Genomic DNA, 24431 nt, shown 5'->3' on the forward strand with positions numbered 1-24431 from the left:
CTTGTTAATGCACATTCCCGTATCCATTTTCACGAACACAGCCACATATATAACTTATTTCAACAACCACATGCTAGTTTTATCTCTGAACCAACAGTCTATTTGCTTTTTGATATCCACGTGGTAGCAGTTGCCCTTTTGTCGCACGTTTACCCATATATTTTTGTAAATCGTCACCTTTTAATTTCAATTGTTGTTGTCCCGCAACCACTTGAATTATTTCATCTAAATTCAGAGTTGTCATAGCAATAATCTGATCTTTGTCTTCGAGTTGTATCAATTTATTACCTTTGCCTTTATTCAGGATTGGCAATTCTGACAAATCAATAATCAGTAAACGCCCTGCCGAACTTAACAGTGCCAAATGGGTGGCTTGCTGTAAAGGATATAACGGTAACGGTTTCGCATCTTCAGGAATCGTTAGGAAAGCTTTACCCGCCTTGGCACTGGTATCGAGTTGTTTGGCTTGGGTTTTAAAGCCGTAGCCTTTACTGCTCATTGCCAAAATTTCCGACTCATCTTCTTCAATCAGCACTTGCAGGAAACCGACGCCACTGACAGGCGCAAGCTTAGAACTTAAGGGTTCACCTAGACCACGTGCCGATGGCAAGCTATTGATGGGCAGTGCATAGCTTCGTCCCGTCTGATCCATGATATAGACTTTTTGATTGGACTTGCCTTGAGCATGACTCAAGTATTGATCGCCCGCACGGAAATTCAGGTTCTCGGCATCCACATCATGCCCTTTGGCACTGCGAATCCAACCCGCTTCTGACAGCACTACCGTCACAGGGTCGGCAGGCATTAAATCTTGCTCGTTAATCGCCGTTGCTTCAGCGCGCTGTACAATTGGCGAACGGCGATCATCGCCAAAACGTTTTGCATCATCTTTGAGCTCATTGATAATCAATGCTTTTAAAGATTCTGGATTCGCCAACTGTTCACGAATAATGGCTGCTTTGGCTTCCAATTCCTCCTGTTCACGACGAATTTCCATTTCTTCCAATTTCGCCAAATGACGTAATTTCAATTCCAAAATGGCTTCGGCTTGAATCTCATCAATGCCAAAATGCGACATCAATTCCGCTTTCGGATGCTCTTCTTCACGGATGATACGAATCACGGTATCAATATCCAGATACGCAATCAGTAAGCCTGCCAAAATATGCAGGCGCTTTTCTATTTTATTTAAATGATATTGCAGACGACGGGTCACGGTGTCTTTACGGATTTCAATCCATTCCAGTAAAATGCGACGAATTGATTTCACTTGCGGGCGACCATCTGCCCCAATCATATTCATGTTGACGCGATAGCTGGATTCTAGGTCCGTAGTGGCAAATAAATGACTCATCACCGCTTCTGCATCAATACGGTTCGAGCGTAACACCACCACCAGACGGGTCGGATTTTGATGATCCGATTCATCGCGTACATCACTGACCAAGGGCAGTTTTTTCGCCTGCATTTGGTCGGCAATTTGGGTAATCACTTTGGAGCCCGAGACTTGATACGGCAAGTCGGTAATCACGATTTCATTTTTTTCTATCGTATACACTGCACGCATACGATAACTACCACGACCTGTAGTTTGAATTTTCAGCAATTCATCAGGTGGGGTAATAATCTCGGCTTTAGTCGGTAAATCAGGCGCAGGAATATATTCTGCGACTTTTTCATCCGTTAGATTTGGATTGCGAATTAAGGCAATGGTGCCTTTGATCACTTCACGCAAGTTATGGGGTGGAATATCCGTCGCCATCCCCACGGCAATACCCGTCGTACCATTCAAGAGAATATTCGGTACACGTGCAGGTAAATTCACAGGTTCTTTGAGCGAGCCATCAAAATTGTCTTGCCAATCACATGTGCCTTGTCCCAATTCAGCCAGTAATACTTCACTGTACTGCGACAGTTTGGCTTCGGTATAACGCATTGCGGCAAAGGATTTAGGATCATCGGGTGAACCCCAGTTGCCCTGACCTTCAATAAATGGATAGCGATAGCTAAACGGTTGCGCCATCAATACCATGGCTTCATAACAGGCTGAATCACCATGTGGATGGTATTTACCCAATACATCACCCACGGTACGCGCAGATTTTTTCGGCTTACCGCTGTGTTTTAACCCCAATTCACTCATGGCATACACGATACGGCGTTGTACTGGCTTTAAACCATCACTGATGTGAGGCAAAGCACGGTCCATAATCACGTACATGGCATAGTTGAGGTAAGCACGTTCAGTAAATTCTGCGACGGAGCGGTTTTCAGTTGCGTGATGCGCAAGGTTTGTCATAACAACCTTTCATCCTAATCAAATCATTTTTTTATCTAAGTTCTTATGCTAAGTCTCAGACTGTGACTGCACAAGGGTGTGCCCTTCACTACCACGACAATTTGTGTCTTAACGAGGTGCTGATGTCGTAAAATTATCCACTTTTAAATAAATGATCAACTTATAATTTTTATTTTCTAAAGAATCCATTTTCCACGTGTATCTGTACGTGCTGAAAAAGCTGAATGGTGACGGAACATCACCATGACAACTTGAACATTTTACATCCCAATTGACTCTAAGGTTTTGCCTTTGGTTTCTTCACCCAAAACCAAAATCACCAATGCCACCACCAGCAATACCGCAGTGAACATCATAAACACATGATTAAATCCGTTCTGCTGCACCATCATCTGGGTGACAATCAACGGTGCGACAATCCCGCCCATACGCCCAATCGCCGATGCCCAACCTGAACCAAAGGCACGAATATTGGTTGGATACTGTTCTGGCGTGTAGGTATACAGTATGCCCCATGCGCCTAAATTAAAGAACGACATCAGGCAGCCCCAGAACATAATCAAGGTAACGGTATTCGCCTGACCAAAGAAATAAGCCGACACGGCACAGAAGCCGATAAAACCTGCCAATGTCAATTTACGCCCCAATTTTTCCACCAGCCACGCGGCAGCGATGTAGCCTGGCAGTTGTGCCAAGATCATCACCAGTACATATTCAAAGGACTGAACAATGCTATAGCCCTGTTTCACCAACAAGCTTGGCAACCACGTGAAAATGCCGTAATAAGAATAAACAATCCCAAACCAGATCAGCCACAGCATTAAGGTACGTTTCGCAAAAGGGTTTGACCACAGTTGTGAAAAGGATACGCTTTGCTTGGCGGCAACGGGTTGCACTTCAATCTGCTGAATCACTTCCACACCGCATTCACGCTCCAGTTTTTGTACTAAGGCATGGGCTTCTTCTATTCGTCCGCGATTAATTAAATACGGTACCGATTCAGGCACTTTCTTTAAAATCATGAATACATACAGCGCAGGTAGTCCGCCAATCAAGAAGGCGACATGCCAGCCATAGCTTGGAATCACAAAATAAGATACCAGTGCTGCGACTAACCAGCCCAATCCCCAGAAGCTTTCCAGTAAGACGATAAAACGTCCACGCACCTGTGCAGGGATATATTCACTGACCAAAGTCACCGCAACAGGGAGCTGTCCACCCAATCCCAAGCCGACAATAAAACGAAAGACCAACAACCAGGTCAGATTCGGTGCAAAAGCACATAAAGCAGTGGCAATACTGTAAGTCACCAGAGTGGCCGCAAAGACATTACGGCGCCCCCAACGGTCGGCCAAAGCCCCGGAACAGACCGCACCAATGGCCATACCGACAAAACCGATGGAGACGACCCAGCCTTTTTCGGCAGGGCTCATATTCCACTCGGTCGCCATCTTGGTCAGAATAAAGGAAATTAGCCCTGTATCCATAGCATCAAACATCCAGCCCAAGCCAATCACCCACAGCAAGGTATAGTGGAACTTTCCAACAGGTAAACGTTGTACACGTGAAACTAAATCCATAGTGATGACTCTGGTCAAGAAGTGAAATCATGACAGCACGGTGGCATGCTGTTCAGATTGAAAAGAAAAATAGTAGATCCGCTTATTTTAATAAATTCTGCGTAAGTATGGGGAATGAAATTTCGCTTTATACACAGCAAAAAGCCCAAAATAGGTTTGGGCTCGACTGTTTGATCACTGAATACAGATCAAATCGATCAGTGTGAATCGGTGGAAGAGGCCGAATCCGCATCATCATCTTTATAGATAAATTTCGGCATTTCCAGACCAAAATAAATCGCAATCAGACGTAAAGTAAAACCAAAAATCAACGTAGAAATCACGGTCAATTCAAGGGATAGTCCAATTTCCTGACAGACCCAATAACAAATCACCGCGACAAAAGAAATACTGGCATAGAGCTCACGGCGGAACACTAAAGGCACATCGTTACATAGAATATCGCGCAGGATACCGCCCGAAACCCCAGTCATAATCCCTGCCACCGCAGAAACGACAAAACCATGCCCCATCGACAAAGCAATCTGACAGCCAATGATGGTAAAACCAATTAAGCCCAAGGCATCCAGCACCAAGAAAATATTGTGTAAATGGCGCATCCATTTGGCAATCAGAATAGTGAATAAGGCAGCACAACACGTCAAGACCAAATATTCAGGATGTTTGACCCAAGTCAAAGGATAATGTCCCAGCAATACATCACGCACCGAGCCACCCCCAAGTGCGGTGACGCAGGCAATCAGAATCACCCCAAACCAATCCATACTACGTCGACCCGCAGACAGTGCCCCAGTCATGGCCTCAGCCGTAATCGCAATAATATAAATTATGGTCAGTAACATCGCCCTGCGCTTCCATTGAAGGGTTAAGATGCGGGCTATTCTAAGCCATATCTGAACTGAACGTTATAAAAATTGTGCACAACATTGCTTAAATTTTTTCCCCGAGCCACAAACGCAGGGCTGTTTCATGGTCAGCACTTGATCCGTGGTCGGATCAAGAAAATACCAGTGCTGGGCATGCTTCACAAAACGTGAAACCTCATGATGGGTGTGTGCCTGCTGACCATCGTTATAATGGGCTTTGAATTCCACCTGTGCATGGGTTTTGTCCAGCTTTTCCTGTGCCCGCACCACTTCGAGTCCAAGCCATTGGTTGGATTCACTCCATGCTTGAATCGCAGGGACATCCAAGGCTGGCTGCTGCCCCAGTGCCGTGGTCTGCACAATATAATCAATCTGATGTTTGGCAAAAGCACTATAGCGCGAACGCATTAACTGTTCCGCAGTTGCAGCCACCCGTTGTCCTAAGTGCAAAGGCTGGCAACATTCGGCATAAATGCCTAAACCACAAGGGCATTGTTCTTCTGACATATATTTTCCCAATAAAATAGCCCGAATGATCGGGCTAGTTTAACTGAAGTTCGCGTGAGACACTGCTCAGAATTAGTCGCCTTGTCCAGTGTCATGTTGCGGAATGACATGGACTTTCTCAATTTTATGTCCATCCATGGTCACCACTTCAAAAATAAAGCCATCGGCTTCAATACTGGAGCCATTTTCAGGTAAGCGCCCTAAATGGAACAGAAGATAACCCGATAAAGTCGAGTACTGTTCTGACTCATCCACCAAGTCTTTACCCAATAATAAAGACACATGACGAATATCGGTCGAACCTTCCAACATCAAGGTTCCATCTTCCAGACTTTCCGCAGCAGTTTCCAGTTCATCTTCATCTGGGAATTCGCCAGCGATGGCTTCAAGGACATCAATTGGAGTCGCAATGCCTTCAATCGAACCATATTCATTCAGCACAATCGCTAACTGTAACGGCGCCTGACGTAACTGTTCCATCACCATCAGCACCTGCGCATTTTCATGCACAATCACAGGGTCACGTAAATGTTTCTCGAAATTCAGCACGCCTGTTTCGATGTATTCATTCATGACTTTATGGGTGAGTACCACCCCTGCAATATTGTCCAGCTCACCATGCGCCACAATCAAGCGTGAATGAGTCATGCTCAACAGCTGTTCTTTAATTGAAGCTTCATCTTCGTCTAAATCCAACCATTCCAGTTCAGGACGCGGTGTCATCACCGATTTGACCGGACGCTCTGCCAATCCTAGAACGCCCTGCACCATGACACTGTGATAGACCCCGTTTTCCTGATTAAACACTTCATCGGCAAAGGCACGCGTCGCCAATACATCTTCGTTTTGTTCAGGCGCATCACTGGATTTACCGCCCAACATACGTAATACAGCAGAGGCTGTGCGGTAGCGTAAATCGGTGGTGGTGACCATTTTTTCCTGATTTTTCTTCACGGTTTGGTTCAGGAATTCGATCAAGACAGAGAAACCAATCGCAGCATATAAGTAACCCTTCGGAATGTGGTAGCCAAAGCCTTCCACCACCAAAGAGAAACCGATCATCATCAAGAAACACAGACACAGAATCACCACGGTCGGATGTTTATTGACGAAATCCATGAGCGGTTTGGAAGCCCACAGCATAATTCCAACGGCAATAATGACCGCAATCATCATCACGGAAAGATGCTTCACCATGCCAACTGCGGTGATCACGCTGTCTAAAGAGAACACGGCATCTAAAATGACAATCTGAACAATCACCATCCAGAAGGTCGCATGCACAGGGTTCTCTTCTTTCAGCGCAGGTTTGCCTTCAATCCGTTCACGCAATTCCATGGTGCCTTTAAACAGCAAAAATACCCCGCCCAGCAACAAGATTAAGTCGCGACCAGAGAATGGATGTTCAAGAATATGGAATAATGGACTGGTCAGGGTCACTACCCATGCAATTGATGCCAATAGGATCAAACGCATGCCAAGCGCCAACAATAGACCGAGAATACGTGCGGTATTGCGTTGTTCAGGAGGGAGTTTTTCTGCCAAAATTGCAATAAAAACGAGGTTATCAATCCCCAATACAATTTCAAGCACGACCAAGGTGGCCAACCCCACCCATGCAGAAGGATCAGACATCCACTCAAAAATCATTGAATGTTCTCCTTCAAGATGTCTTCAGGATAAATAAACTGAGGTTTAAGCGCAGATGGGCTCTGCATCATCTTCTCTTTTATTATGGCAAAAATGTGTGTTCGTCCTAAGTGACAACAACCACGACTCATGATGATTCATTTGTTGTAAAACAGAATCTCAGTATAGGCAAGATCAACGCTAAATTCATCTTTTTTTCAGTGCCTGATGGGTCTGCTTCACTGAGTCACCACATTAAAGTGACCCAGCCGCACTATAGGCAACATCGCCTTGTCATATTTCTTGCATAAGCTAGAGCAGCCAACAAGAAAGTGATAAGGTTAAACAGAGAATGATGAATAGCGTATTAAAAATGACTGTACATGAAAAAGTAACCATTAAAACAACTCAACCCCTCATTGCGCTCTACTGTGGTTCACGTTCTGGAAATCGTCCAATTTATCAAGAAAAAGCAATTGCGCTGGCAACTGCAATTACAGAACAAGGTTTCGGTCTGGTCTATGGTGGTGCCAGTATTGGCTTAATGGGGCAAGTCGCAGACAGCGTGATTGCTCATGGTGGTCAAGCGGTCGGCGTGATTCCCGAGTTTATGCTGGACTATGAAATTGCCCATCATCAACTGACCGAATTACACATCGTCAAAACTATGCATGAACGTAAGGCCATGATGGCAGAGCGTGCCAGTGCTTTTGTTGCCCTACCCGGTGGCTTAGGGACTTTTGAAGAAATTTTAGAGGTGGCGACATGGGGCCAGCTCAATCAACACCAAAAACCCATGATGCTGTATAACGTGAATGGCTTTTATGATGCCCTGATTGCACAACTGGATCATGCGGTACAAGAAGGCTTTTTACCCGCTCAGCATCGTGCCAAACTGATTGTTTGTAACCATGCCGATCAAATTCTAATTGTGCTAAAAAATCTACAAGCACCAGAACGCTTTGTGATTTAACTTTTCTTTTAAACATAAAAAAGCGAGCCTGAATGACTCGCTTTTTTCATGTTTCAGGTCAAATTAACCTGAAATCTGTTGATACAGCCAAGGCAAGCCTGTTGCCAACAAGACACTGACGGCTAAGCCAAACATCAGCTTCATGGCATCCTTACTCACATTGCGTGAGGTACGGTATTTATTTACTTCAGCCAAATGCATCGACATGGCGAACTCACGACCTGCCAGCAAACCAAGGAAGACCCAAGTGGTACTCATTGGAATGTTGCTCCACTCTTTGAACACCAACAAAATCAACGCATACATAAAGTCGATGATGGTGGCTGAGCGAATATCCGCAACGCCCGTTTTGGTATCGATAATGTTTTGAATGGCACCACCACGGCGGTAGAAAATCCAGCCAAGCAACACCACAAACACCAGAATGCCAAAAATCAGGAATTCAAACGGTACTTGACGCGGGACATAGACAAAAATGTTGGCCAAATCTTGAATCAGCCACTGACTCCATAAGAAGGCAGTCGATACCCACTGTAAACCAACCCAAATATGAGAAGGTTCTTTGTGACGGGTTTTACTTAGGTAAATCGTAATCCCTTTCATCACATAGCGGTACACCAAGATCGCCACCACAAAGGCAACTGCATAACCCATCATGGATTTGGTCAGCATGGAGCTTAAGCTACTTGGTGAGAAGATGGTCAGTACTAAAAAGGTGGTACTGACTGGAATCCCATATTTGGTCAATATAATTAATAAAATCGGTGGAACAATATACAGCCAAGTAATGCCTGTTTCTGGGAAAGGAATGGTTTCCAAACGTCCATAAGATGCATCACCAATTCCTGAGGCATACCAACCATAAAGTAAGACAACAATCAGGATACTGCTTGTATATAGCCAAAGAACCCACCAAGGGCGGTGTGCATTGGAGGAGATAAAGGTCCCCAAAGTTTGTGGCACATCATTTCCGACAATTGAGTAAGCTGCTAAACAGAAGCCTACAATCATCAAAATCTCGATTGTCATAAAACCTAAACCTTTGTCAGTCAAAAGGACCCCTTATGGGGAAGGCTCATAAATTATGACATTTTTATTTCATTTTCATGACACTGCCGTGACCGCAAGTTCTCACTCACAAAAAAGAGCATCTTTGGGATGCTCTTTCGGTCGATGCATTGAACTGTTTTAAAGCCCTATGAACCCTTCACATTAATTTGGTAAATAGCCGTCGAACCACTGACTTCATTACCCACCACCAAAAGCGGCTTGCCATTCGGTGAATCCTTGGCCGCAATAAAAATCAGCCCTTCAGGTCCTAAGTCCCCTTGTTTTTCAGGTACTTCTGCAAATTTACGGTCATTAAAATACTGAATAAACTTACCTTGTTTCGGATCCGTAATGTCATACACCATAATCCCGCCCATGCGCTCCAGACCAATAAAAGCAAAGGTCTTTTTCCCTAAAGTCCCAAGTGCCACGCCTTCGGGTTCAGGGCCTTTATTATCACTACGATCATCAAATGCGGTTTCTTCATGGTTGCTGTTGAAATAGTCGGGGAACAACTCCGCCACTTTTTGTTCAAACTCACTGCCCGAATCCCAAACCAGACTACCTTGGGTATTCCAGATACTGAACGAACGTCCACCCATCGCATACAATTTGTCATAGGTTAAATAACCTTTGCTGTCTAGCTTCGGGGAACCATCGGCATGGGTTTGATAGCCCATATTCCAGACCACATTCAGGCGTCCCAATTGATCATCATCACGGCACGCACCTGCATTACCCAAAGTCGCACCACAATACGCAAAGACTTCAGGATTCAAATTTGCTCCTGTTGCCAACAACGCTAAATGTGCTGGAAAATCATCACCATTACGGCGAGCAAAACCATCTTTATGAACCAAATGCTTGACGCGGAATTCTTCAGCATAGCCTTGGGTGCTGTCTCCTGAAAAATATGCGGCCTCATCCTTTAACCATTCTCGCGCATCACCTTCATTCGCAGTCACAAAATAGGTGTTGCCGTTTACCTGATAATTGGCAATCGCATCTGGCTGATACATCCCAACCACACCCGACCAGTTCTGAATATTAATTTTGCCGTCCGCATCACTCAGATCCAGCTCATTGCCAGTAATCCCATGATCTTTGGCCCCTAAAGCATAAATTTGACTCACGTTTTTAGTGCTGAGATCAATTTTGGCCAAAGCATTATTTTCTTGTAAAGTGACCCATGCAGTTTTACTGTCTGCGGCAATGGTAATGAATTCAGGCTCTAGGTCTTGTGCCACTGTTGCATTGGGACCGTAAATGCGTACACCTGCTGCGAGTAACTCCGCCTTACGCTCATTCCATGCTTTAAAGTCAACCAGTGTGGCTTGAGGATTTTTCAAATCACGAATATCGATGACGCTGACCGAACCTTCTGGGTCCACACTATAATCTGCATTCGGCTCGGCTTCGTTCGCCACCACCACCATGCTGCCATCTGGACTAAAGGTCAACATATCGGGTAAAGCCCCGACGTCAACCTGACTGATAACACTCAAATCTTTGGCACTAAAAAATGCCACGATGCCGTGGTCGGTTTTAGTGGCCGCTTGAACAGCTAAAGCCACGACCCCATTTTGAACACTGACACTGTTGACTTCTGAATCAGCTAAATATGCCCGTGCAGACAGCTCGCCAATATGTACAGGCTGTGCGGGTTGACTCATATCTAGAACATCCACCATGCCTTTTTTGGCATTCACAACAAATAGGCGTTTACTGCTGGCATCAAAGGCGGGAATTTCCGCCGCGCTTTCGCCAAAAATCCCCGTTTCGTAGCCGCCTATCTTGACCAGCTCAATGCTCTCAGGTGTGGTTTCTTCTACAACTGGCGTGCTGACACTTTCATCTGAATCATTACACGCCACTATCCCCACGGATAACAAGGCAATCATTAATGCTGTTAGTTGGACTTTCATTTCTAACCTATTTATTTCTCTAAAGTTTCATCTACTTTAAAAAACACAGGTGTAAACCCCGTGACATTGTGATGTCAGTTTGATGGCATTTTTTTGACCTATTTGGACCGCAGTTTTGCTATGATGAGCTTCTCCATTTCATTGATTATTCACACTTCCTGTCTATGAGCCAAACCACGCCGCATCGAGCCTTACAACCTGAATACCGACTCTTGGTGTTACTGGTTTCAATCGGCTTTTTTATGCAAGCGCTGGATACCACCATTGTCAATACGGCGATTCCAGCCATGGCAGCACATTTACAGGAAGACCCACTGAATATGCACAGTGTGGTGGTGGCTTATGTCTTGGCTGTGGCGGCATGTATTCCCCTCAGTGGTTGGTTGGCGGATCGTTTTGGCGTGCGGAATACCTACTTTGCCGCGATAGTGATTTTTACCCTTGCCTCACTCGGCTGCGGGCTTTCACAAAGTCTGAATCAACTGTTATTTTTCCGGATTATTCAGGGCATTGGTGGAGCCTTGCTCTTGCCTGTTGGCCGTCTGGCCATGCTGAAATTGATTCCACGCGATCAATTCCTGTCTGCCATGAGCTTAATGAGCTTGGCGGGTTTGATTGGTCCCTTAATTGGACCCACGCTGGGCGGCTGGCTTGTCGAAGTGGCGACATGGCACTGGATTTTTCTTATTAATCTACCCATGGGGATTTTGGGAATTTTGGTCACCTTAAAAGCACTCCCCAATGCAACGGAACCAAGTGTCAAAACTTTTGATTTGAGTGGTTTCCTCTGGCTCGTGGTGGCAATGGTCGGACTATCCTTGGGCATCGAAAGTTTTGCCAGTCCCAAGCATGGTCATTGGCAAGGACTGGCTTTGGTCGGACTGGGATTAATCAGTACCGCCATCTATGCCTACCATGCCCACACCCATGAAAATGCACTATTTCGCAGTCGCCTATTTCAAAATAAAATCTATGCTATTGGCATTCTCGGTAACTTCTTTGCACGACTCGGCGGCAATGCCTTACCTTTTCTCCTGCCGTTAATGTTACAGGTTGCCTTTCATTTTGAACCTTTTGTCACAGGTTTATTGATGATTCCTGCGGTACTGGGTTCCTTGGCATCTAAACCCCTAGTTCGCCCTGTCATTCAGAAACTGGGCTATCGTCGTGTCCTGATCATCAATACCCTGCTGGTAGGCAGTTGTATTGCCAGTTTTGCCTTAACCACCGCCGATACGCCTTTATGGCTACGCACATTGCATTTCTTTATTTTCGGCATTCTTAATTCAACTCAGTTTGTCGCCATGAATACTTTTACTCTAAAAGATTTGTCTCAACAAAATGCCAGCAGTGGCAACAGTTTCCTGTCCATGATCATGATGCTGTCTATGAGTATTGGGGTGGCACTGGCAGGGACACTGGTCAATCTGTTTACTGCACATTATGGTGTAGAACAGGTCACGACGGCGTTTCATCTGACCCTTATTTGTTTGGGTGCGATTAATATCATTACCGCGGCAGTATTCTGGCAGATTCCCAAAAACAGTACCCTCTAAGACTTTTGCAAAATGCACGTGGAGTCGGTTTTATGATCGCGTTATCATAGCTGCACGACATCAGATGAAATAACATATGAGTAAAGCAACGCGCACAAAAAAATCCAAGTCTTTGCTGGCTTCCTGCATTGGGTTGGGTACATTTGCACTTGCCGTGTTCCTTTATCTCTCTATTTTTCATCAGAATCCTGCTTCTGCGCAGGAATTTCCTGTGCAGGGCTTCGATGTCTCGCATCATCAAGGTGAAATTAATTGGAAGCAGATTCCCCGTAAAAAATTCCAGTTTATTTATCTAAAAGCCACAGAAGGCGGCGATTTTAAAGATCGAAAGTTTCAGGACAATTGGCTACAAGCCCGTGAACAAGGTTTTCTGGTTGGGGCATATCATTTTTATCGTCTGTGCCGCGATGGTCAAATTCAGGCACAGAATTTTATTGAAACAGTACCCAATAAACCTGACGCCCTCCCACCTGTGATCGATTTGGAATATGACAGCCGTTGTATTAATACCTATACCAAAGAGCAACTGCTATCCGAGATTCAGGTCATGCATGACCAGTTGCAACAGCACTATGGGAAACAGCCAATATTCTATATTTCCAAAACGTTTTATAACATTGTACTGGCAGGCGAATTTAAACAAACGCCACTTTGGGTGCGTGAATATCAAGGACAACCTGAGCTGAAAGGCAATCCGAAATGGATCTTTTGGCAACATACCAATCAAGGCTCAATCCAAGGGATCACAAAACCTGTCGACATGAATGTCTTCCACGGTTCGGTCTATGACTGGAGCATTTTTTTGCAAAAGAATGGTATTCAACCCCTGACACCAACCTCACCTTAAACCATAACCGTCATAGGTTGTCGTGCAGTAAAAATGTGTGGCTACACAGCACTGCCTGAGCATGCCATACTCTCCAATTCAGGGAGATTGATTTGAGTGTTATGAGAAAAATCATACATATTGATATGGATGCTTTTTTTGCATCGGTCGAATTGCGTGATCGCCCCGAACTCAAGCATCTGCCTGTGGTAATTTCCTCGCATCATCCACGTGCAGTGATTGCTGCCGCCTCTTATCCAGCCCGTCAGTTTGGTCTTCGCTCCGCCATGTCCATGAGTCAAGCCAAAAAGTTGTGCCCGCAGGTGGTGGTGATTGAACCCAATTTTAATAAATATCGTGAAGTCTCCGAACAAATTCATCAAATTTTTCAGCGCTATACCCCGCTGATTGAACCACTGTCTTTAGATGAAGCCTATCTGGATGTCACGGAAAATTTGTTTGCTTTACCCAGCGCAACCGAAGTTGCACAGCGCATTCGTGCCGAGATTGTTCAAACCACAGGACTGACCGCCTCTGCAGGTGTAGCACCAAATAAATTCTTGGCAAAAGTCGCCTCAGACTGGAATAAACCCGATGGGCTGTGTGTCATCAAACCCAGCCAAGTGCAAAGCTTTATTCAGCATTTACCTTTAAAGAAAATTCCTGGGGTTGGAAAAGTCACTCAAGAAAAATTAAAACAGCTGCAACTGGAAACATTGGGTGATTTACAAAAAATCGAAGAAAGCACCCTGATTCATCACTTCGGTAAATATGGGCACCAATTGTTTTTATATGCGCAAGGCATTGATGATCGCCCTGTGCAGGTGGAACGTGAGCGTCAGCAAATTTCCAAAGAAACCACCTTTGATGATGATTTTACCTTGCAAGAATGTCAGCCTTACTGGTCCAAGTTAACAGTACAGGTCTGGGAGAGTTTAAATCGGAAACAACTGCGAGCACGCGGTGTCACGGTCAAACTGAAATTAAAGAACTTTCAAGTGCTGCAACATAGTAAAAGTTTTAAATCCCCGCTCCGCAGCCTTGCAGAACTCACCCAAGTGCTGGAGCTACTGCTCAATGAAATGCATATTCCAGATACCAATCAATTCCGGCTGATTGGTGTGGGGGTCTATCAATTAACTACTGACGATGAGCAACCACAACTCAGCCTGTGGTAGGCATGACGATATTTTGTTTCTTTTTTAGACAAAAGAATAAAAAGACAACAATTAGCCCTACACTTTTTTTATTTTTAGGTTACCCTAGTTCACGCGAGACATTATCCATGTAAACGCTGAAATGCTAAAAATCACCTTTACTTTTAGCATGTTGTCCTGTGATGAACGCGACGATCCAATCCGAGTATTACAGGGCAATTCTGAATAAGTCACATGGTTTCAATCAATTGTCTTCTTATCATAAAACTACAAGACCAGCTCATTTCTTCTTTCTGTTCCCATTCAAACGCTTAAGAATTTTTCTCAGACATGCATCGCGCTCAATGCTTCTGTTTTAGGCTTTATGCTATCTACAAAACAGCATTTGCAGTTCATCGCGGATCACGTAAACTGAGTGTTCTCTTAACATCATGGAAATCACATGACGGTTCAACGTTTACATGTCGAAAAGCGTTTTTCTGAAATTGCCATTTCAGGTAACTTGGTTCATCTTGCAGGACAATTGGCTGCAGACACCAGTCTCGATATTAAAGGACAAACCCAACAGACTTTAGACATTATTGATCGTTTCCTTGCCGATGCTGGCACAGACAAACGCCATATTCTATCCGTCATGATTTTTTTAAAAGATATTGAAAATGATTATGCGGGTATGAATGAAGTTTGGGATGCTTGGTGTGCAGATATGCAAGCTTTACCACGTACCTGTGTCGAAGCGAAGATGTATAAACCAGAAGTATTGGTTGAAATGACCGTCGTAGCGGTTCGCCCAGAATAATCTGCTTACCCTCAGCTTGAACCATCGTTCAAGCTGATCTTATCCCCATACTTTCAGTTTGCGCTTTTCGTGGTTGTGATAAAAATTATATTTTTTCAATGAGGTATCCTTTTCTTGGGCATCAGGTTCCTGCCATTCCTTACGCAACTCACCGAAAAAGTCGCGACGAATTTGCTGATAACTCGGCACTTCATCATAACGAATCACACGATAGCCTGCCATCGAGAGCAACGCATCCTTATAATGGGCTTGCTGAAAGCGTTTGAGTACGTTCGGATCATCTAAGCCAATAATCGCCACAATTTGATGTGATGCATCCATCACCACAAAATCAGCCAATAAATTACGATACTTATTGCGGGTACGACTATATTTGGTCGTCATCAAGGCATCATAGGAAACATGCGCCAATATGGTATGCGTCGGCAAGGTTTCTTTTAAACGGGTAAAAGCCAGCTGTTCATTCAAATTGAATACAGCACGACGTTTTAGCACGCTATCTTGTTGTTTTGATTGGCTATTAAAACTTTTAAATACCATCAAACTAAAAATTAATAGGAGTCCAATCAACAAATACATACTCATAAATTTATTCCTTAAATCTATTCTTATAATCCTGCGGCTTTATCCCGATTTTTTTTGCCGAAAATCGATTATAGCGCCTCTATTTTTATTCAAGCGTTCAAGTTAAAAAAACTACATTCATCTTGACGAAAATTATTATAAAAACTGACCACACGTGACTTGACGCGAGCCAACTAATCCGTATGTTTTTTACACACGCAAACTGAATAGGATTACTTTAGCCTAATCTTGAAGCAAGATGCAATTCATCTTAGGTCTGGTGTCAAACAATTCCGACGAATAGAAGCATAAAAAAAGACGCCGAAGCGTCTTTTTCCATCCTGTTAAGCTCGTGCTTTCGGATTTTTTCTTTTCTTCGCTGCATTGGTATTAAACGGACGTTTCTCACCCGTTTCGCGTGGCGGTAAACCCGTATGCTGGGTCAAGACCTGCCCCTTTTTCGGACGGTTATTTTGACCTTGACTATTCGAGTTACGCGTACCTGCGGTACGTTTTTGCGAATCACCTGCAACCGTCGAGTTTTTCTTACGTGCAGATTTGTATTCCCCTTCCGTGCCTTGTGGCTGGTAGGTTGGAATCAAATGCTGCTTCGAGTTACCAATAAGATCCGCACGCCCCATATCCTTCAAAGCCTCACGGAGTAAAGGCCAGTTGTTTGGGTCATGGTAACGCAAGAAGGCTTTATGTAAACGACGACGTTTTTCACCTTTCACAATATCGACTTCTTCGGTATAGCGTGCCACTTTCGCCAATGGGTTTTTACCCGTATGGTACATGGTGGTTGCCGTTGCCATTGGAGATGGATAGAAGGTCTGAACCTGATCGGCACGGAAACCATTCTTCTTCAACCACACCGCAAGGTTCATCATGTCGTAATCGGTGGTACCCGGATGTGCCGCAATGAAATAAGGAATCAAATACTGTTCTTTACCCGCTTCTTTACTGAAACGATCAAACATTTGTTTGAAACGGTCATAAGTCCCGATCCCCGGTTTCATCATCTTGGACAATGGACCTTTCTCGGTATGTTCAGGGGCGATTTTGAGATAACCACCGACGTGATGCTGCACCAGCTCTTTCACATATTCAGGGTTCAATACGGCCAAATCGTAACGCAGACCTGAACCAATCAGAATCTTTTTCACACCTTTAATTTCACGTGCTTTACGGTACAACTGTACCAAAGGCGCGTGATCGGTATGTAAGTTCTGACATACGCCTGGATAAACACAGGAAGGCTTACGACAGTTCTTTTCAATTTCAGGATCTTTACAGTGCAAACGGTACATGTTGGCGGTTGGCCCACCCAAGTCCGAAATAATGCCGGTAAATTGTGGTGCAGTGTCGCGAATCTTTTCAATTTCACGCAGAATTGATTCTTCAGAACGGTTCTGAATGATTCGCCCTTCGTGCTCGGTAATGGAACAGAAGGTACAGCCACCAAAACAGCCACGCATAATGTTGACTGAGAATTTGATCATATCAAATGCAGGGAAACGCGCACTGCCGTAAGCAGGATGTGGCAAACGCGCATAAGGTAAATCAAACACATAGTCCATTTCTTCCGTCGTTAACGGAATTGGAGGTGGGTTAATCCACACATCACGTTCCCCATGACGCTGAACCAAAGCACGGGCATTACCTGGATTGGTTTCCAAATGCAAAATACGGTTGGCATGGGCATACAGCACCTGATCATCTGCCACTTGTTCAAAAGACGGCAGACGAATCACCGCTAACTCACGTGGCGGAAGTTTATGCTTAATCGCTTTCGATGGCGCAGCTCTGAGCTGAACGATTTGCGTATCGTCATCCAGTTGATCGCCTTCGCGCACAATCGGATTGGCAACCATTTCTTTTTGGAAATCTTGATATTGCGCTAATGAATTACCTTTGTCTTTTTCAACTTCACAACCATCAATATCATCTGTCATCACATAAGGGTTGATGATCGGGTCAACACGACCCACGGTATCGACATCATTCGAGGCAATTTCCACAAACTGTGCTTTAGACGCACGATTGTGTTTATTAATAATAAATGCAGTACCACGAACATCAGTAATTTCGTGAATTTTTTCACCTTTGGCTAAACGGTGCATCACCTCAATAATCGAGCGTTCACCATTGCCATACATCAATAAGTCGGCTTTCGAATCCATCAAAATCGAACGACGCACTTTATCTGACCAGTAGTCATAATGCGCAATACGACGCAAGGAACCCTCAATCCCGCCCAGCAATACAGGCACATCTGGGAAAGCTTCACGTACACGTTGGCAATACACCGTTGCAGCTCGGTCTGGACGCTTGTTCGGGACATTGTCTGGTGAATAAGCATCATCGGAACGGATTTTACGATCAGCCGTATAACGGTTAATCATTGAGTCCATGTTACCTGCGGTCACGCCCCAAGCGATGTTCGGTTTACCCAAAACACGGAATGCTTCCGCATTGGTCCAATCGGGTTGTGCAATAATGCCGACACGGAAACCTTGAGCTTCTAAAGTACGACCAATAATGCCTGAACAGAATGATGGATGATCGATATAAGCATCACCACACACCAAAATAAAGTCGCAACTATCCCAACCGAGTTGATCCATTTCCTCGCGTGACATCGGCAAAAATGGTGCGGGTTCAAAACATGACGCCCAATATTTGTCGTAATCAAACAACGCTTTTGGCGCAGTCTGCATGGTATAAGCAGTAGACATGGCTAGCAATTCTCGGCTGGCAGATGGAAGATCCAAAAAAATAGATCAAAGATGAAAGTCGATCATTTTACCATGAATTTAATTCATCTTGCTTGATTAAAATATATACAAAAACAAGCATCTAAAAATTAATGTTTATTCGAAAATCAAAACCCTGCATCTTTAGCATACTTACCTAACTCATAGACTTGCTCACATAGAAAAACCACCTTTTCGATTGCCGTAGCATCAAGCAGGTGGTCATTGAATGCATACATTCAGAATAAAGATTTAACTCACTGCTGAACGTTTAGAGGTCTGTAACGGAGCCTGTTCTTGAGCAGCACCATCGACTGATGCTTTTAAATTCACCATGAATACCGCCAATGCAGCAATCGCACCTGGAATCGCAATCACCAGAAAATTCATTTGATGCGGCAACTGCAAGGTCAGTAATGCACCTGTCAAGATTGGACCCACGATCGCACCAATCCGTCCAATCCCTGAAGCCCAACCCATGCCCGTTGAACGTACAGCAGCAGGATAAAATTGTGCAACAAAGGTGTAGAGCAGAATTTGTGAACCAATGGTGGCTGCACCAGCAATCGCAATCAGGGTATACAAGATTGCCTGTGGACTTTTAAAGCCGAGTAAAATCAAGGCTAAAGCACCTACAGTGAACATAATGCTGAGTACAGGTTTAAGATGGAAACGATCTGCCAAAGCTCCGCCACCAATCGCACCGACCATGCCCCCAATGTTCAAGGCGAACAGGAATAACATGCTGGCGCCAAGTGAATAGCCCGCTTGAATCATCAATTTTGGTAACCAGCTGCCAAGGGCATAGACCATCAACAAGCACATGAAGAAAGCCACCCAAAACATCAGGGTACTGAAAGTACGTCCTTGCTGAAACAAGGCACGTAAGGGCGCTTCATCACCCGCAATCACATCATTCAGCACAAACTGTGTTGCCGCATTAATGTTTTGTTCAGGGCTAATTTTCTGAACGATCTTCGCCACTTGTGCAGTGTCACCTTTTTTAGTTAAGAACATTAAAGATTCAGGTAGAAACTTCCACAGGATCGGCAAGGCGACAAATGGAATACCCGCAAGAATGAACATGATTTTCCAGCCATAATCTGCGACAAGCCATGCCCCCAGTAAAGCCGAAGTCATACCACCAATGGCATATCCACTAAACATCACCGCAACCAAAGTACTGCGAATGCGCTTCGGGGCATATTCGGTCATCAAGGCAACCACATTCGGCATTACCCCACCAATCCCCAATCCTGCCAGAAATCTTAAAATGCCAAACTCGACTGGCGATGAAGCAAAAGCACCTAAAAAGGTAAAACCACTGAAGATCGCCACACAGATCATGATGGTTTTCTTGCGCCCCAATTTATCGGACAAAGTACCAAAACTCATTGCACCAAACATCATCCCAAATAATGCCGTACTGGCGAGTAAGCCTGCCTGTACGGCACTTAGCCCCCACTCCTGCATCAGCAAGGGTAAGGCAACGCCATAAATCACCAAATCGTAGCCATCAAAAATAATAATCAGCAAGCACCAAATCAAAACACTCCAGTGAAAGGGTGTAAATTTGGCTTCATCAACCACCGTGTTGATATTCAAGTTCTGTGTACTCATGCTTCACCTCCAACCTGTGAAGTCGTCCCAAATTAGACCACCACAATGCGGCAAAGCTGCTTTATTGTCCAAAACCGATTGCATATATAGATATGCCATAAAGGTATGCAATTACTTAATTATTCACGTTTTTATATTGTTCAAGATATAGATCGAGCTATTTTTCCGTATTATTCACAAAGTTACACTGGGAAAACCTGCACGCGCTGGTTAATTTAGCAACAAGAATAAAATATCGGAAAGATCATGCTAATTTACATTATTGTGGGCAGTGTTCGTGAAGGTCGAACCGCCATTAAAGTCGCGAACTGGGTCAATGCGTGTATCCCCAGCCTTGAATTAAATGACCTGAAAATTGAATTAGTCGATCTCAAACAATGGGATTTACCGCTCTTTGCGGGATCACATCCGCCTGCAACAGGCATTTATGATCAGCCAAAACAGCAGCAATGGGCTGATAAAATTGCCTTAGCTGAGGGTTTTATTTTTATTAGCCCTGAATACAATCATGGCTATAGTCCCGCACTGAAAAATGCCTTGGATTATGTGGGCAAAGAATGGCAAGACAAACCCGCAGCTTTTATCGGCTATGGCACAACCAATGGCTCTCGCTCCGTCAGCCAAATCCGTCAAGTGACCTCAAGCTTGGGCATGATTGATCCAAATGCCGTGCTTGAAATTCGTGATATTTTTAAACGCAATAAAGATGAAATTTTTGAGGCGAATGAATTTGAAGTGCGTGGCTTGCAAACGATGCTGCACAAACTGATGAAATATGCTGCAACCCGCTAAATATAATTCTTTTGATTATTTTTGAAGATAAGAAACCCTGTCCAACAGCGTTTCTTATCTTGTTCTGGTACTCGTTTGCAAAACTGTTAACTCTACGTGAATTGATTTTTCCTGTTTCTCTTTAAATCCATAGATGGGTGATTCAATACATTTTCTTTAAGAGTTGATCTCCTTTATCGAGCGATTGATGGCTTTGGTTAAAATCTCATCCTTTTGGTCTCTTTCATTAAATCAACTGATGCTAGTCGTATAAATTCTGCCACCTTCACGATGCTTAAGGCTTGTGTTGAAAGTGATTGATCGTTTGCCTTTGTTGAATAATATCGATTAATTTTCCATGGATGAGCAGGAGGACAATTTTTTGGGATGACGACATCATAGATTGCTGGAATGCGCTGTCCGATGATGGAAAGCCGTCGTGAATTGAGGGTTAAGGTTGTTCCCATGAGGGTATCCTCTTTTATCTCCTTTCCACGCCTGATTTGCGTGTCGCATTAATTTTGAATAAATAAAATCTCCTGAAATTGAATGAAAATCAAAGTTCATATGCTAAATAAAATATGAGAAGAAAAGTTACTGGATGCTGACACCACCTTTATTTGTTTAATTTTCACTCAACATAGAACGTTTGTAGGTAATCATCAAGAGTAGACCGTCTCTAGCTTTTCAAGCAGAGCGTGCTCTGCTTTTCCCTTTTATTCACAAGCATGATGTGGGACGCTCTTCTGCAATACTTTTTGATATTTTTGTTTACACTTTAAGCAAAGCACTAATGCCATTGCTAAGACTTAGCCAGAGCAGATCTACAATTTAGGTTAGATTTGAAAAGTCTAATACTTAAAGTTGAAAAGTAGCACTTTGAATGAAACAAAGTTCCTCGATCTTACAATTATAGGCTCACTGAATTTTTAATAAGATTTCGGTGATTGAATCCAAGCAGCACAAAGCGTCAGTACAAAATTAACTAAAGTAATCACACCACGTTTCCAGCGGTTCTTCGTCAGTAAAAACAGTAGCGGCATCACACCCACGCCAAACATTAAAATTGTGCCCAACGCGAATAATGGTTCTTTAAACATCCAAACATCGACCAATACCGCAACCAGCCCCCAAGTTGACACGGCAATTAAGGCACCACGCCCTCGCCAAATGGTGCGCTCTTCATGAATCCCTTGAATATCCTTTTCCTGCTGAGGTACAACCAGTGCACTCGCAAAAAAATGGTTAAGGATAATAAAAGTAAGGCCAAAAACTCAGGTAAGGTCCATGTTCGGATCAAACTTGGAAGTTCAATAATTGCCCAGAGATATTGAATTTGCCAAATAAAAATACAGGCTGACCATGTAAGCGGAATCCAGTCTAAAGAAAAATGTCGATAGGATCGCACCCATAAAATCATATCTGAACAAAGCCGTGTGATGCCCAAACTTAAAATAATCGAGGGAGCAACCCAAACGGCACGAAAAGCTGATTCAGCGGATTGAATTTCCAAGTGTAAATCCTCCTATTCTTTTTCTAGATAGGTATACATATTGTTATTCTTCGTTGATTTTAAATTAGATTATATTTTCAGCAATAACAATCATATTCTGCATAACTTTCATTCGCAAATTTGCCAAAAAAATACCCAAATCGATTGATTTGGGTATTTGGATTCTTGCTTTGACTCAATTAGATTGAGAAAAAGTTAAGCTTTAGCCGTAACAGAAGCATTGTTTTTGATCTTTTCGAGGTCACTTTCATCCATAATTAACGCGACAGCAATCGCGGTAATGAGTACGGGTAAGCCCACCGCAATAAAGTTGAAATGTGCAGGCAAATTCATACCAAGCAACGCACCAATGAGAATAGGACCAACAATTGCCCCCATACGACCAATCGCAGATGACCAACCAATTCCAGTAGAACGGACAGCTAACGGATAATATTGCGCCACATAGCTATACAACAGCATTTGCGAACCAATTGATGCTGCACCCGCCATAAAGACTAAGATATAAAGCAAGAACTGATTCGATTGGAAGCCCATCAAGCTCATCACAATCGCCCCCATAATGCCTAAACACATTAAGACTGGTTTTAGATGGAAACGATCCGCCAATACGCCACCGCCAATAATACCAACCACAGCGCCGACATTCATGGTCATCATGAACATTAAGCTGTTATTCATGGAATAGCCTGCCGCCATCATCAGCTTTGGCAACCAACTGCTTAAAGCATACATGGTGAGCAAGCAGGTAAAGAAAGCCAGCCAGAACAGCAAAGTATTGATGGCACGACCACGTTTAAACAAACTCACCACATTCGCCGCTTCAGGTTCATTGGTCTGATGTAAAGCAAAGGTGGTCTCTGGAGTAATGCTTAATTCAGGAGCCAAACGTGCAACAATCGGACGTGCCTGTTCTTGCTTATTTTCTTTGACAATAAACATTAAAGATTCAGGTAAGAATTTCCAAATTACAGGTAATAAAAATAAAGGGATCCCTGCAATGAAGAACATAATCTGCCAGCCAAAAGTCGGCGTAAAGGCAGCGCCTAATAATGCCGCCATAACACCACCCACAGCATAACCACTGAACATCGTGGTCACCAGTGTGCTACGCATGGTTTTTGGTGCATATTCAGATGTAAGCGCAACTAGGTTTGGCATCACCCCACCAATCCCTAAACCCGCAAGAAAACGTAAGATCGCAAATTCTGTTGGATTTGAAGCAAAACCGCCTGCGAAAGTTAAACCGCTAAACAGTACAATACAAATCATGATGACTTTTTTACGACCAATTTTATCAGCCAAAGAGCCAAAGGTCATCGCACCAAACATCATCCCTGCCAATGCAGTACTTGCCAACATCCCTGCTTGTACAGCGCTTAAGCCCCATTCATCCATCAATAATGGTAAAACTACGCCATTAATCGCCAAATCATAACCATCAAATAGAATGATCAGTAAGCACCAAGCGACAACATTAAAATGAAATGGCTTAAATTTTGCGTGATCAATAATATCATTCACATTTACTGTTTTAGCTGACATTACCCACCCCCTGTGAATCGATTGTTTCATTGCACTTTAACTAGCGCTCTTCGGTTTTATAATCTGTAAATTCAGTTTAAACAGAAGTCATTCACTAAAGTAATTTATGCAATATTTACATATTTTATAGTGGTATAAAAATTCAACATTAGTCTAAATTAAAAATAAAATATTGTTTTTTAAAATTTATTTATCAGTATAAAATCAATGGAATTTTTGAAATTAAAACGATTTGTTTAATGGAATTAAACAAAAATTAAATATATTAAGCCTAGAGCAATAATAAAATTTTATATAAAATTAAATTAATATTTCCAGTTTCACGAAACTCAAAGAAAATATTTTTAATAATACTGAGTTATTTATTTTTTATTCTATTCATGAACAGTTAAATCTGATTTAACAGTCTCATAACTTCTATTAGCTAGAGTTTGTATATATTTAATTTCTTATCTATAATAAAAAACACCCCTAACCGTTAGGTTAGGGGTGTTA

At 43.4% G+C, this 24431-nt stretch carries 20 protein-coding genes; 6 read left to right on the plus strand and 14 right to left on the minus strand.

Annotated features, from left to right (window positions below):
- Positions 1-79 precede the first annotated feature (79 nt).
- The 5 genes from parC to ACWQ4X_RS01510 form a co-directional block, all read right to left on the minus strand.
- Positions 80-2299: a DNA topoisomerase IV subunit A gene (gene parC, locus ACWQ4X_RS01490; RefSeq protein ID WP_457902452.1), complete on the minus strand. Its 2220-nt coding sequence runs from the start codon at positions 2297-2299 to the stop codon at positions 80-82.
- A 260-nt stretch (positions 2300-2559) separates the two neighbouring features.
- The gene (niaP, locus tag ACWQ4X_RS01495) at positions 2560-3879 is read right to left on the minus strand and encodes a niacin transporter NiaP (protein ID WP_457902453.1); all 1320 of its coding nucleotides are present in this window, start codon (positions 3877-3879) and stop codon (positions 2560-2562) included.
- A 197-nt stretch (positions 3880-4076) separates the two neighbouring features.
- Entirely contained in the window at positions 4077-4721 is a 645-nt protein-coding gene (locus ACWQ4X_RS01500) for a trimeric intracellular cation channel family protein (RefSeq protein WP_100242603.1), read from the minus strand.
- A gap of 63 nt (positions 4722-4784) precedes the next feature.
- Complete coding sequence (locus tag ACWQ4X_RS01505) at positions 4785-5252, minus strand: YchJ family protein (protein ID WP_457902454.1); 468 nt, start codon at positions 5250-5252, stop codon at positions 4785-4787.
- Between the two features lie 72 nt (positions 5253-5324).
- Positions 5325-6902: a TerC family protein gene (locus tag ACWQ4X_RS01510; RefSeq protein WP_457902455.1), complete on the minus strand. Its 1578-nt coding sequence runs from the start codon at positions 6900-6902 to the stop codon at positions 5325-5327.
- A gap of 334 nt (positions 6903-7236) precedes the next feature.
- Between ACWQ4X_RS01510 and ACWQ4X_RS01515 the strand changes: the two genes are divergently transcribed.
- Positions 7237-7854: an LOG family protein gene (locus ACWQ4X_RS01515; RefSeq protein ID WP_457902470.1), complete on the plus strand. Its 618-nt coding sequence runs from the start codon at positions 7237-7239 to the stop codon at positions 7852-7854.
- Positions 7855-7917: 63 nt separating this feature from the next.
- Here ACWQ4X_RS01515 and ACWQ4X_RS01520 read toward each other — a convergent pair whose 3' ends face one another.
- Together ACWQ4X_RS01520 and ACWQ4X_RS01525 are read right to left on the minus strand one after the other, a co-directional pair.
- Complete coding sequence (locus tag ACWQ4X_RS01520) at positions 7918-8883, minus strand: hypothetical protein (protein ID WP_100242623.1); 966 nt, start codon at positions 8881-8883, stop codon at positions 7918-7920.
- Positions 8884-9050: 167 nt separating this feature from the next.
- Positions 9051-10829, minus strand: coding sequence for a choice-of-anchor I family protein (locus ACWQ4X_RS01525; protein WP_457902456.1), 1779 nt, complete (start codon positions 10827-10829; stop codon positions 9051-9053).
- A gap of 164 nt (positions 10830-10993) precedes the next feature.
- On the opposite strand from ACWQ4X_RS01525, the gene mdtD reads away from it, so the two are divergent.
- The 4 genes from mdtD to ACWQ4X_RS01545 all read left to right on the plus strand — a co-directional run bounded on the left by mdtD (position 10994) and on the right by ACWQ4X_RS01545 (position 15167).
- Positions 10994-12385, plus strand: coding sequence for a multidrug transporter subunit MdtD (gene mdtD, locus ACWQ4X_RS01530; RefSeq protein WP_142769736.1), 1392 nt, complete (start codon positions 10994-10996; stop codon positions 12383-12385).
- Positions 12386-12461: 76 nt separating this feature from the next.
- A complete protein-coding gene (locus ACWQ4X_RS01535; RefSeq protein ID WP_457902457.1) occupies positions 12462-13232 on the plus strand; it encodes a glycoside hydrolase family 25 protein in 771 nt (256 codons plus the stop codon).
- A 101-nt stretch (positions 13233-13333) separates the two neighbouring features.
- Positions 13334-14389, plus strand: a complete 1056-nt coding sequence (gene dinB / locus ACWQ4X_RS01540) for a DNA polymerase IV (RefSeq protein WP_457902458.1) — start codon at positions 13334-13336, stop codon at positions 14387-14389.
- 421 nt (positions 14390-14810) lie between these two features.
- The gene (locus tag ACWQ4X_RS01545) at positions 14811-15167 is read left to right on the plus strand and encodes a RidA family protein (protein ID WP_142769739.1); all 357 of its coding nucleotides are present in this window, start codon (positions 14811-14813) and stop codon (positions 15165-15167) included.
- Positions 15168-15206: 39 nt separating this feature from the next.
- On the opposite strand, the gene ACWQ4X_RS01550 is transcribed toward ACWQ4X_RS01545, so the two are convergent.
- From ACWQ4X_RS01550 to ACWQ4X_RS01560, 3 genes are all read right to left on the minus strand, one after another.
- Positions 15207-15752 carry a DUF2726 domain-containing protein gene (locus ACWQ4X_RS01550; RefSeq protein ID WP_457902459.1) on the minus strand — a complete coding sequence of 182 codons (546 nt, stop codon included), beginning with the start codon at positions 15750-15752 and terminating at the stop codon, positions 15207-15209.
- 323 nt (positions 15753-16075) lie between these two features.
- A complete protein-coding gene (locus tag ACWQ4X_RS01555; protein WP_457902460.1) occupies positions 16076-18469 on the minus strand; it encodes a YgiQ family radical SAM protein in 2394 nt (797 codons plus the stop codon).
- A gap of 270 nt (positions 18470-18739) precedes the next feature.
- Positions 18740-20107: an MFS transporter gene (locus tag ACWQ4X_RS01560; protein WP_100242612.1), complete on the minus strand. Its 1368-nt coding sequence runs from the start codon at positions 20105-20107 to the stop codon at positions 18740-18742.
- Between the two features lie 246 nt (positions 20108-20353).
- On the opposite strand from ACWQ4X_RS01560, the gene ACWQ4X_RS01565 reads away from it, so the two are divergent.
- Positions 20354-20899 carry an NADPH-dependent FMN reductase gene (locus ACWQ4X_RS01565; protein WP_457902461.1) on the plus strand — a complete coding sequence of 182 codons (546 nt, stop codon included), beginning with the start codon at positions 20354-20356 and terminating at the stop codon, positions 20897-20899.
- A gap of 197 nt (positions 20900-21096) precedes the next feature.
- On the opposite strand, the gene ACWQ4X_RS01570 is transcribed toward ACWQ4X_RS01565, so the two are convergent.
- The 4 genes from ACWQ4X_RS01570 to ACWQ4X_RS01585 all read right to left on the minus strand — a co-directional run bounded on the left by ACWQ4X_RS01570 (position 21097) and on the right by ACWQ4X_RS01585 (position 23936).
- Positions 21097-21345, minus strand: coding sequence for a hypothetical protein (locus ACWQ4X_RS01570; RefSeq protein WP_457902462.1), 249 nt, complete (start codon positions 21343-21345; stop codon positions 21097-21099).
- A gap of 462 nt (positions 21346-21807) precedes the next feature.
- The gene (locus ACWQ4X_RS01575; RefSeq protein ID WP_457902463.1) at positions 21808-22020 is read right to left on the minus strand and encodes a hypothetical protein; all 213 of its coding nucleotides are present in this window, start codon (positions 22018-22020) and stop codon (positions 21808-21810) included.
- 5 nt (positions 22021-22025) lie between these two features.
- Positions 22026-22391 (minus strand): hypothetical protein, encoded by a 366-nt coding sequence (locus ACWQ4X_RS01580; RefSeq protein ID WP_158293840.1) that lies wholly within the window; start codon positions 22389-22391, stop codon positions 22026-22028.
- 195 nt (positions 22392-22586) lie between these two features.
- Complete coding sequence (locus ACWQ4X_RS01585) at positions 22587-23936, minus strand: aromatic acid/H+ symport family MFS transporter (protein ID WP_457902464.1); 1350 nt, start codon at positions 23934-23936, stop codon at positions 22587-22589.
- Between the last annotated feature and the right edge of the window lie 495 nt (positions 23937-24431).

The sequence above is a fragment of the Acinetobacter sp. NigerLNRRAM0016 genome (assembly GCF_054112845.1).

Excerpts from the sequence above, each read along its gene's own strand:
- parC (WP_457902452.1), bottom strand. The coding sequence starts at position 2,299 with ATGACAAACCTTGCGCATCACGCAACTGAAAACCGCTCCGTCGCAGAA.
- niaP (WP_457902453.1), bottom strand. The coding sequence starts at position 3,879 with ATGGATTTAGTTTCACGTGTACAACGTTTACCTGTTGGAAAGTTCCAC.
- ACWQ4X_RS01500 (WP_100242603.1), bottom strand. The coding sequence starts at position 4,721 with ATGTTACTGACCATAATTTATATTATTGCGATTACGGCTGAGGCCATG.
- ACWQ4X_RS01505 (WP_457902454.1), bottom strand. The coding sequence starts at position 5,252 with ATGTCAGAAGAACAATGCCCTTGTGGTTTAGGCATTTATGCCGAATGT.
- ACWQ4X_RS01510 (WP_457902455.1), bottom strand. The coding sequence starts at position 6,902 with ATGATTTTTGAGTGGATGTCTGATCCTTCTGCATGGGTGGGGTTGGCC.
- ACWQ4X_RS01515 (WP_457902470.1), top strand. The coding sequence starts at position 7,237 with ATGAATAGCGTATTAAAAATGACTGTACATGAAAAAGTAACCATTAAA.
- ACWQ4X_RS01520 (WP_100242623.1), bottom strand. The coding sequence starts at position 8,883 with ATGACAATCGAGATTTTGATGATTGTAGGCTTCTGTTTAGCAGCTTAC.
- ACWQ4X_RS01525 (WP_457902456.1), bottom strand. The coding sequence starts at position 10,829 with ATGAAAGTCCAACTAACAGCATTAATGATTGCCTTGTTATCCGTGGGG.
- mdtD (WP_142769736.1), top strand. The coding sequence starts at position 10,994 with ATGAGCCAAACCACGCCGCATCGAGCCTTACAACCTGAATACCGACTC.
- ACWQ4X_RS01535 (WP_457902457.1), top strand. The coding sequence starts at position 12,462 with ATGAGTAAAGCAACGCGCACAAAAAAATCCAAGTCTTTGCTGGCTTCC.
- dinB (WP_457902458.1), top strand. The coding sequence starts at position 13,334 with ATGAGAAAAATCATACATATTGATATGGATGCTTTTTTTGCATCGGTC.
- ACWQ4X_RS01545 (WP_142769739.1), top strand. The coding sequence starts at position 14,811 with ATGACGGTTCAACGTTTACATGTCGAAAAGCGTTTTTCTGAAATTGCC.
- ACWQ4X_RS01550 (WP_457902459.1), bottom strand. The coding sequence starts at position 15,752 with ATGAGTATGTATTTGTTGATTGGACTCCTATTAATTTTTAGTTTGATG.
- ACWQ4X_RS01555 (WP_457902460.1), bottom strand. The coding sequence starts at position 18,469 with ATGTCTACTGCTTATACCATGCAGACTGCGCCAAAAGCGTTGTTTGAT.
- ACWQ4X_RS01560 (WP_100242612.1), bottom strand. The coding sequence starts at position 20,107 with ATGAGTACACAGAACTTGAATATCAACACGGTGGTTGATGAAGCCAAA.
- ACWQ4X_RS01565 (WP_457902461.1), top strand. The coding sequence starts at position 20,354 with ATGCTAATTTACATTATTGTGGGCAGTGTTCGTGAAGGTCGAACCGCC.
- ACWQ4X_RS01570 (WP_457902462.1), bottom strand. The coding sequence starts at position 21,345 with ATGGGAACAACCTTAACCCTCAATTCACGACGGCTTTCCATCATCGGA.
- ACWQ4X_RS01585 (WP_457902464.1), bottom strand. The coding sequence starts at position 23,936 with ATGTCAGCTAAAACAGTAAATGTGAATGATATTATTGATCACGCAAAA.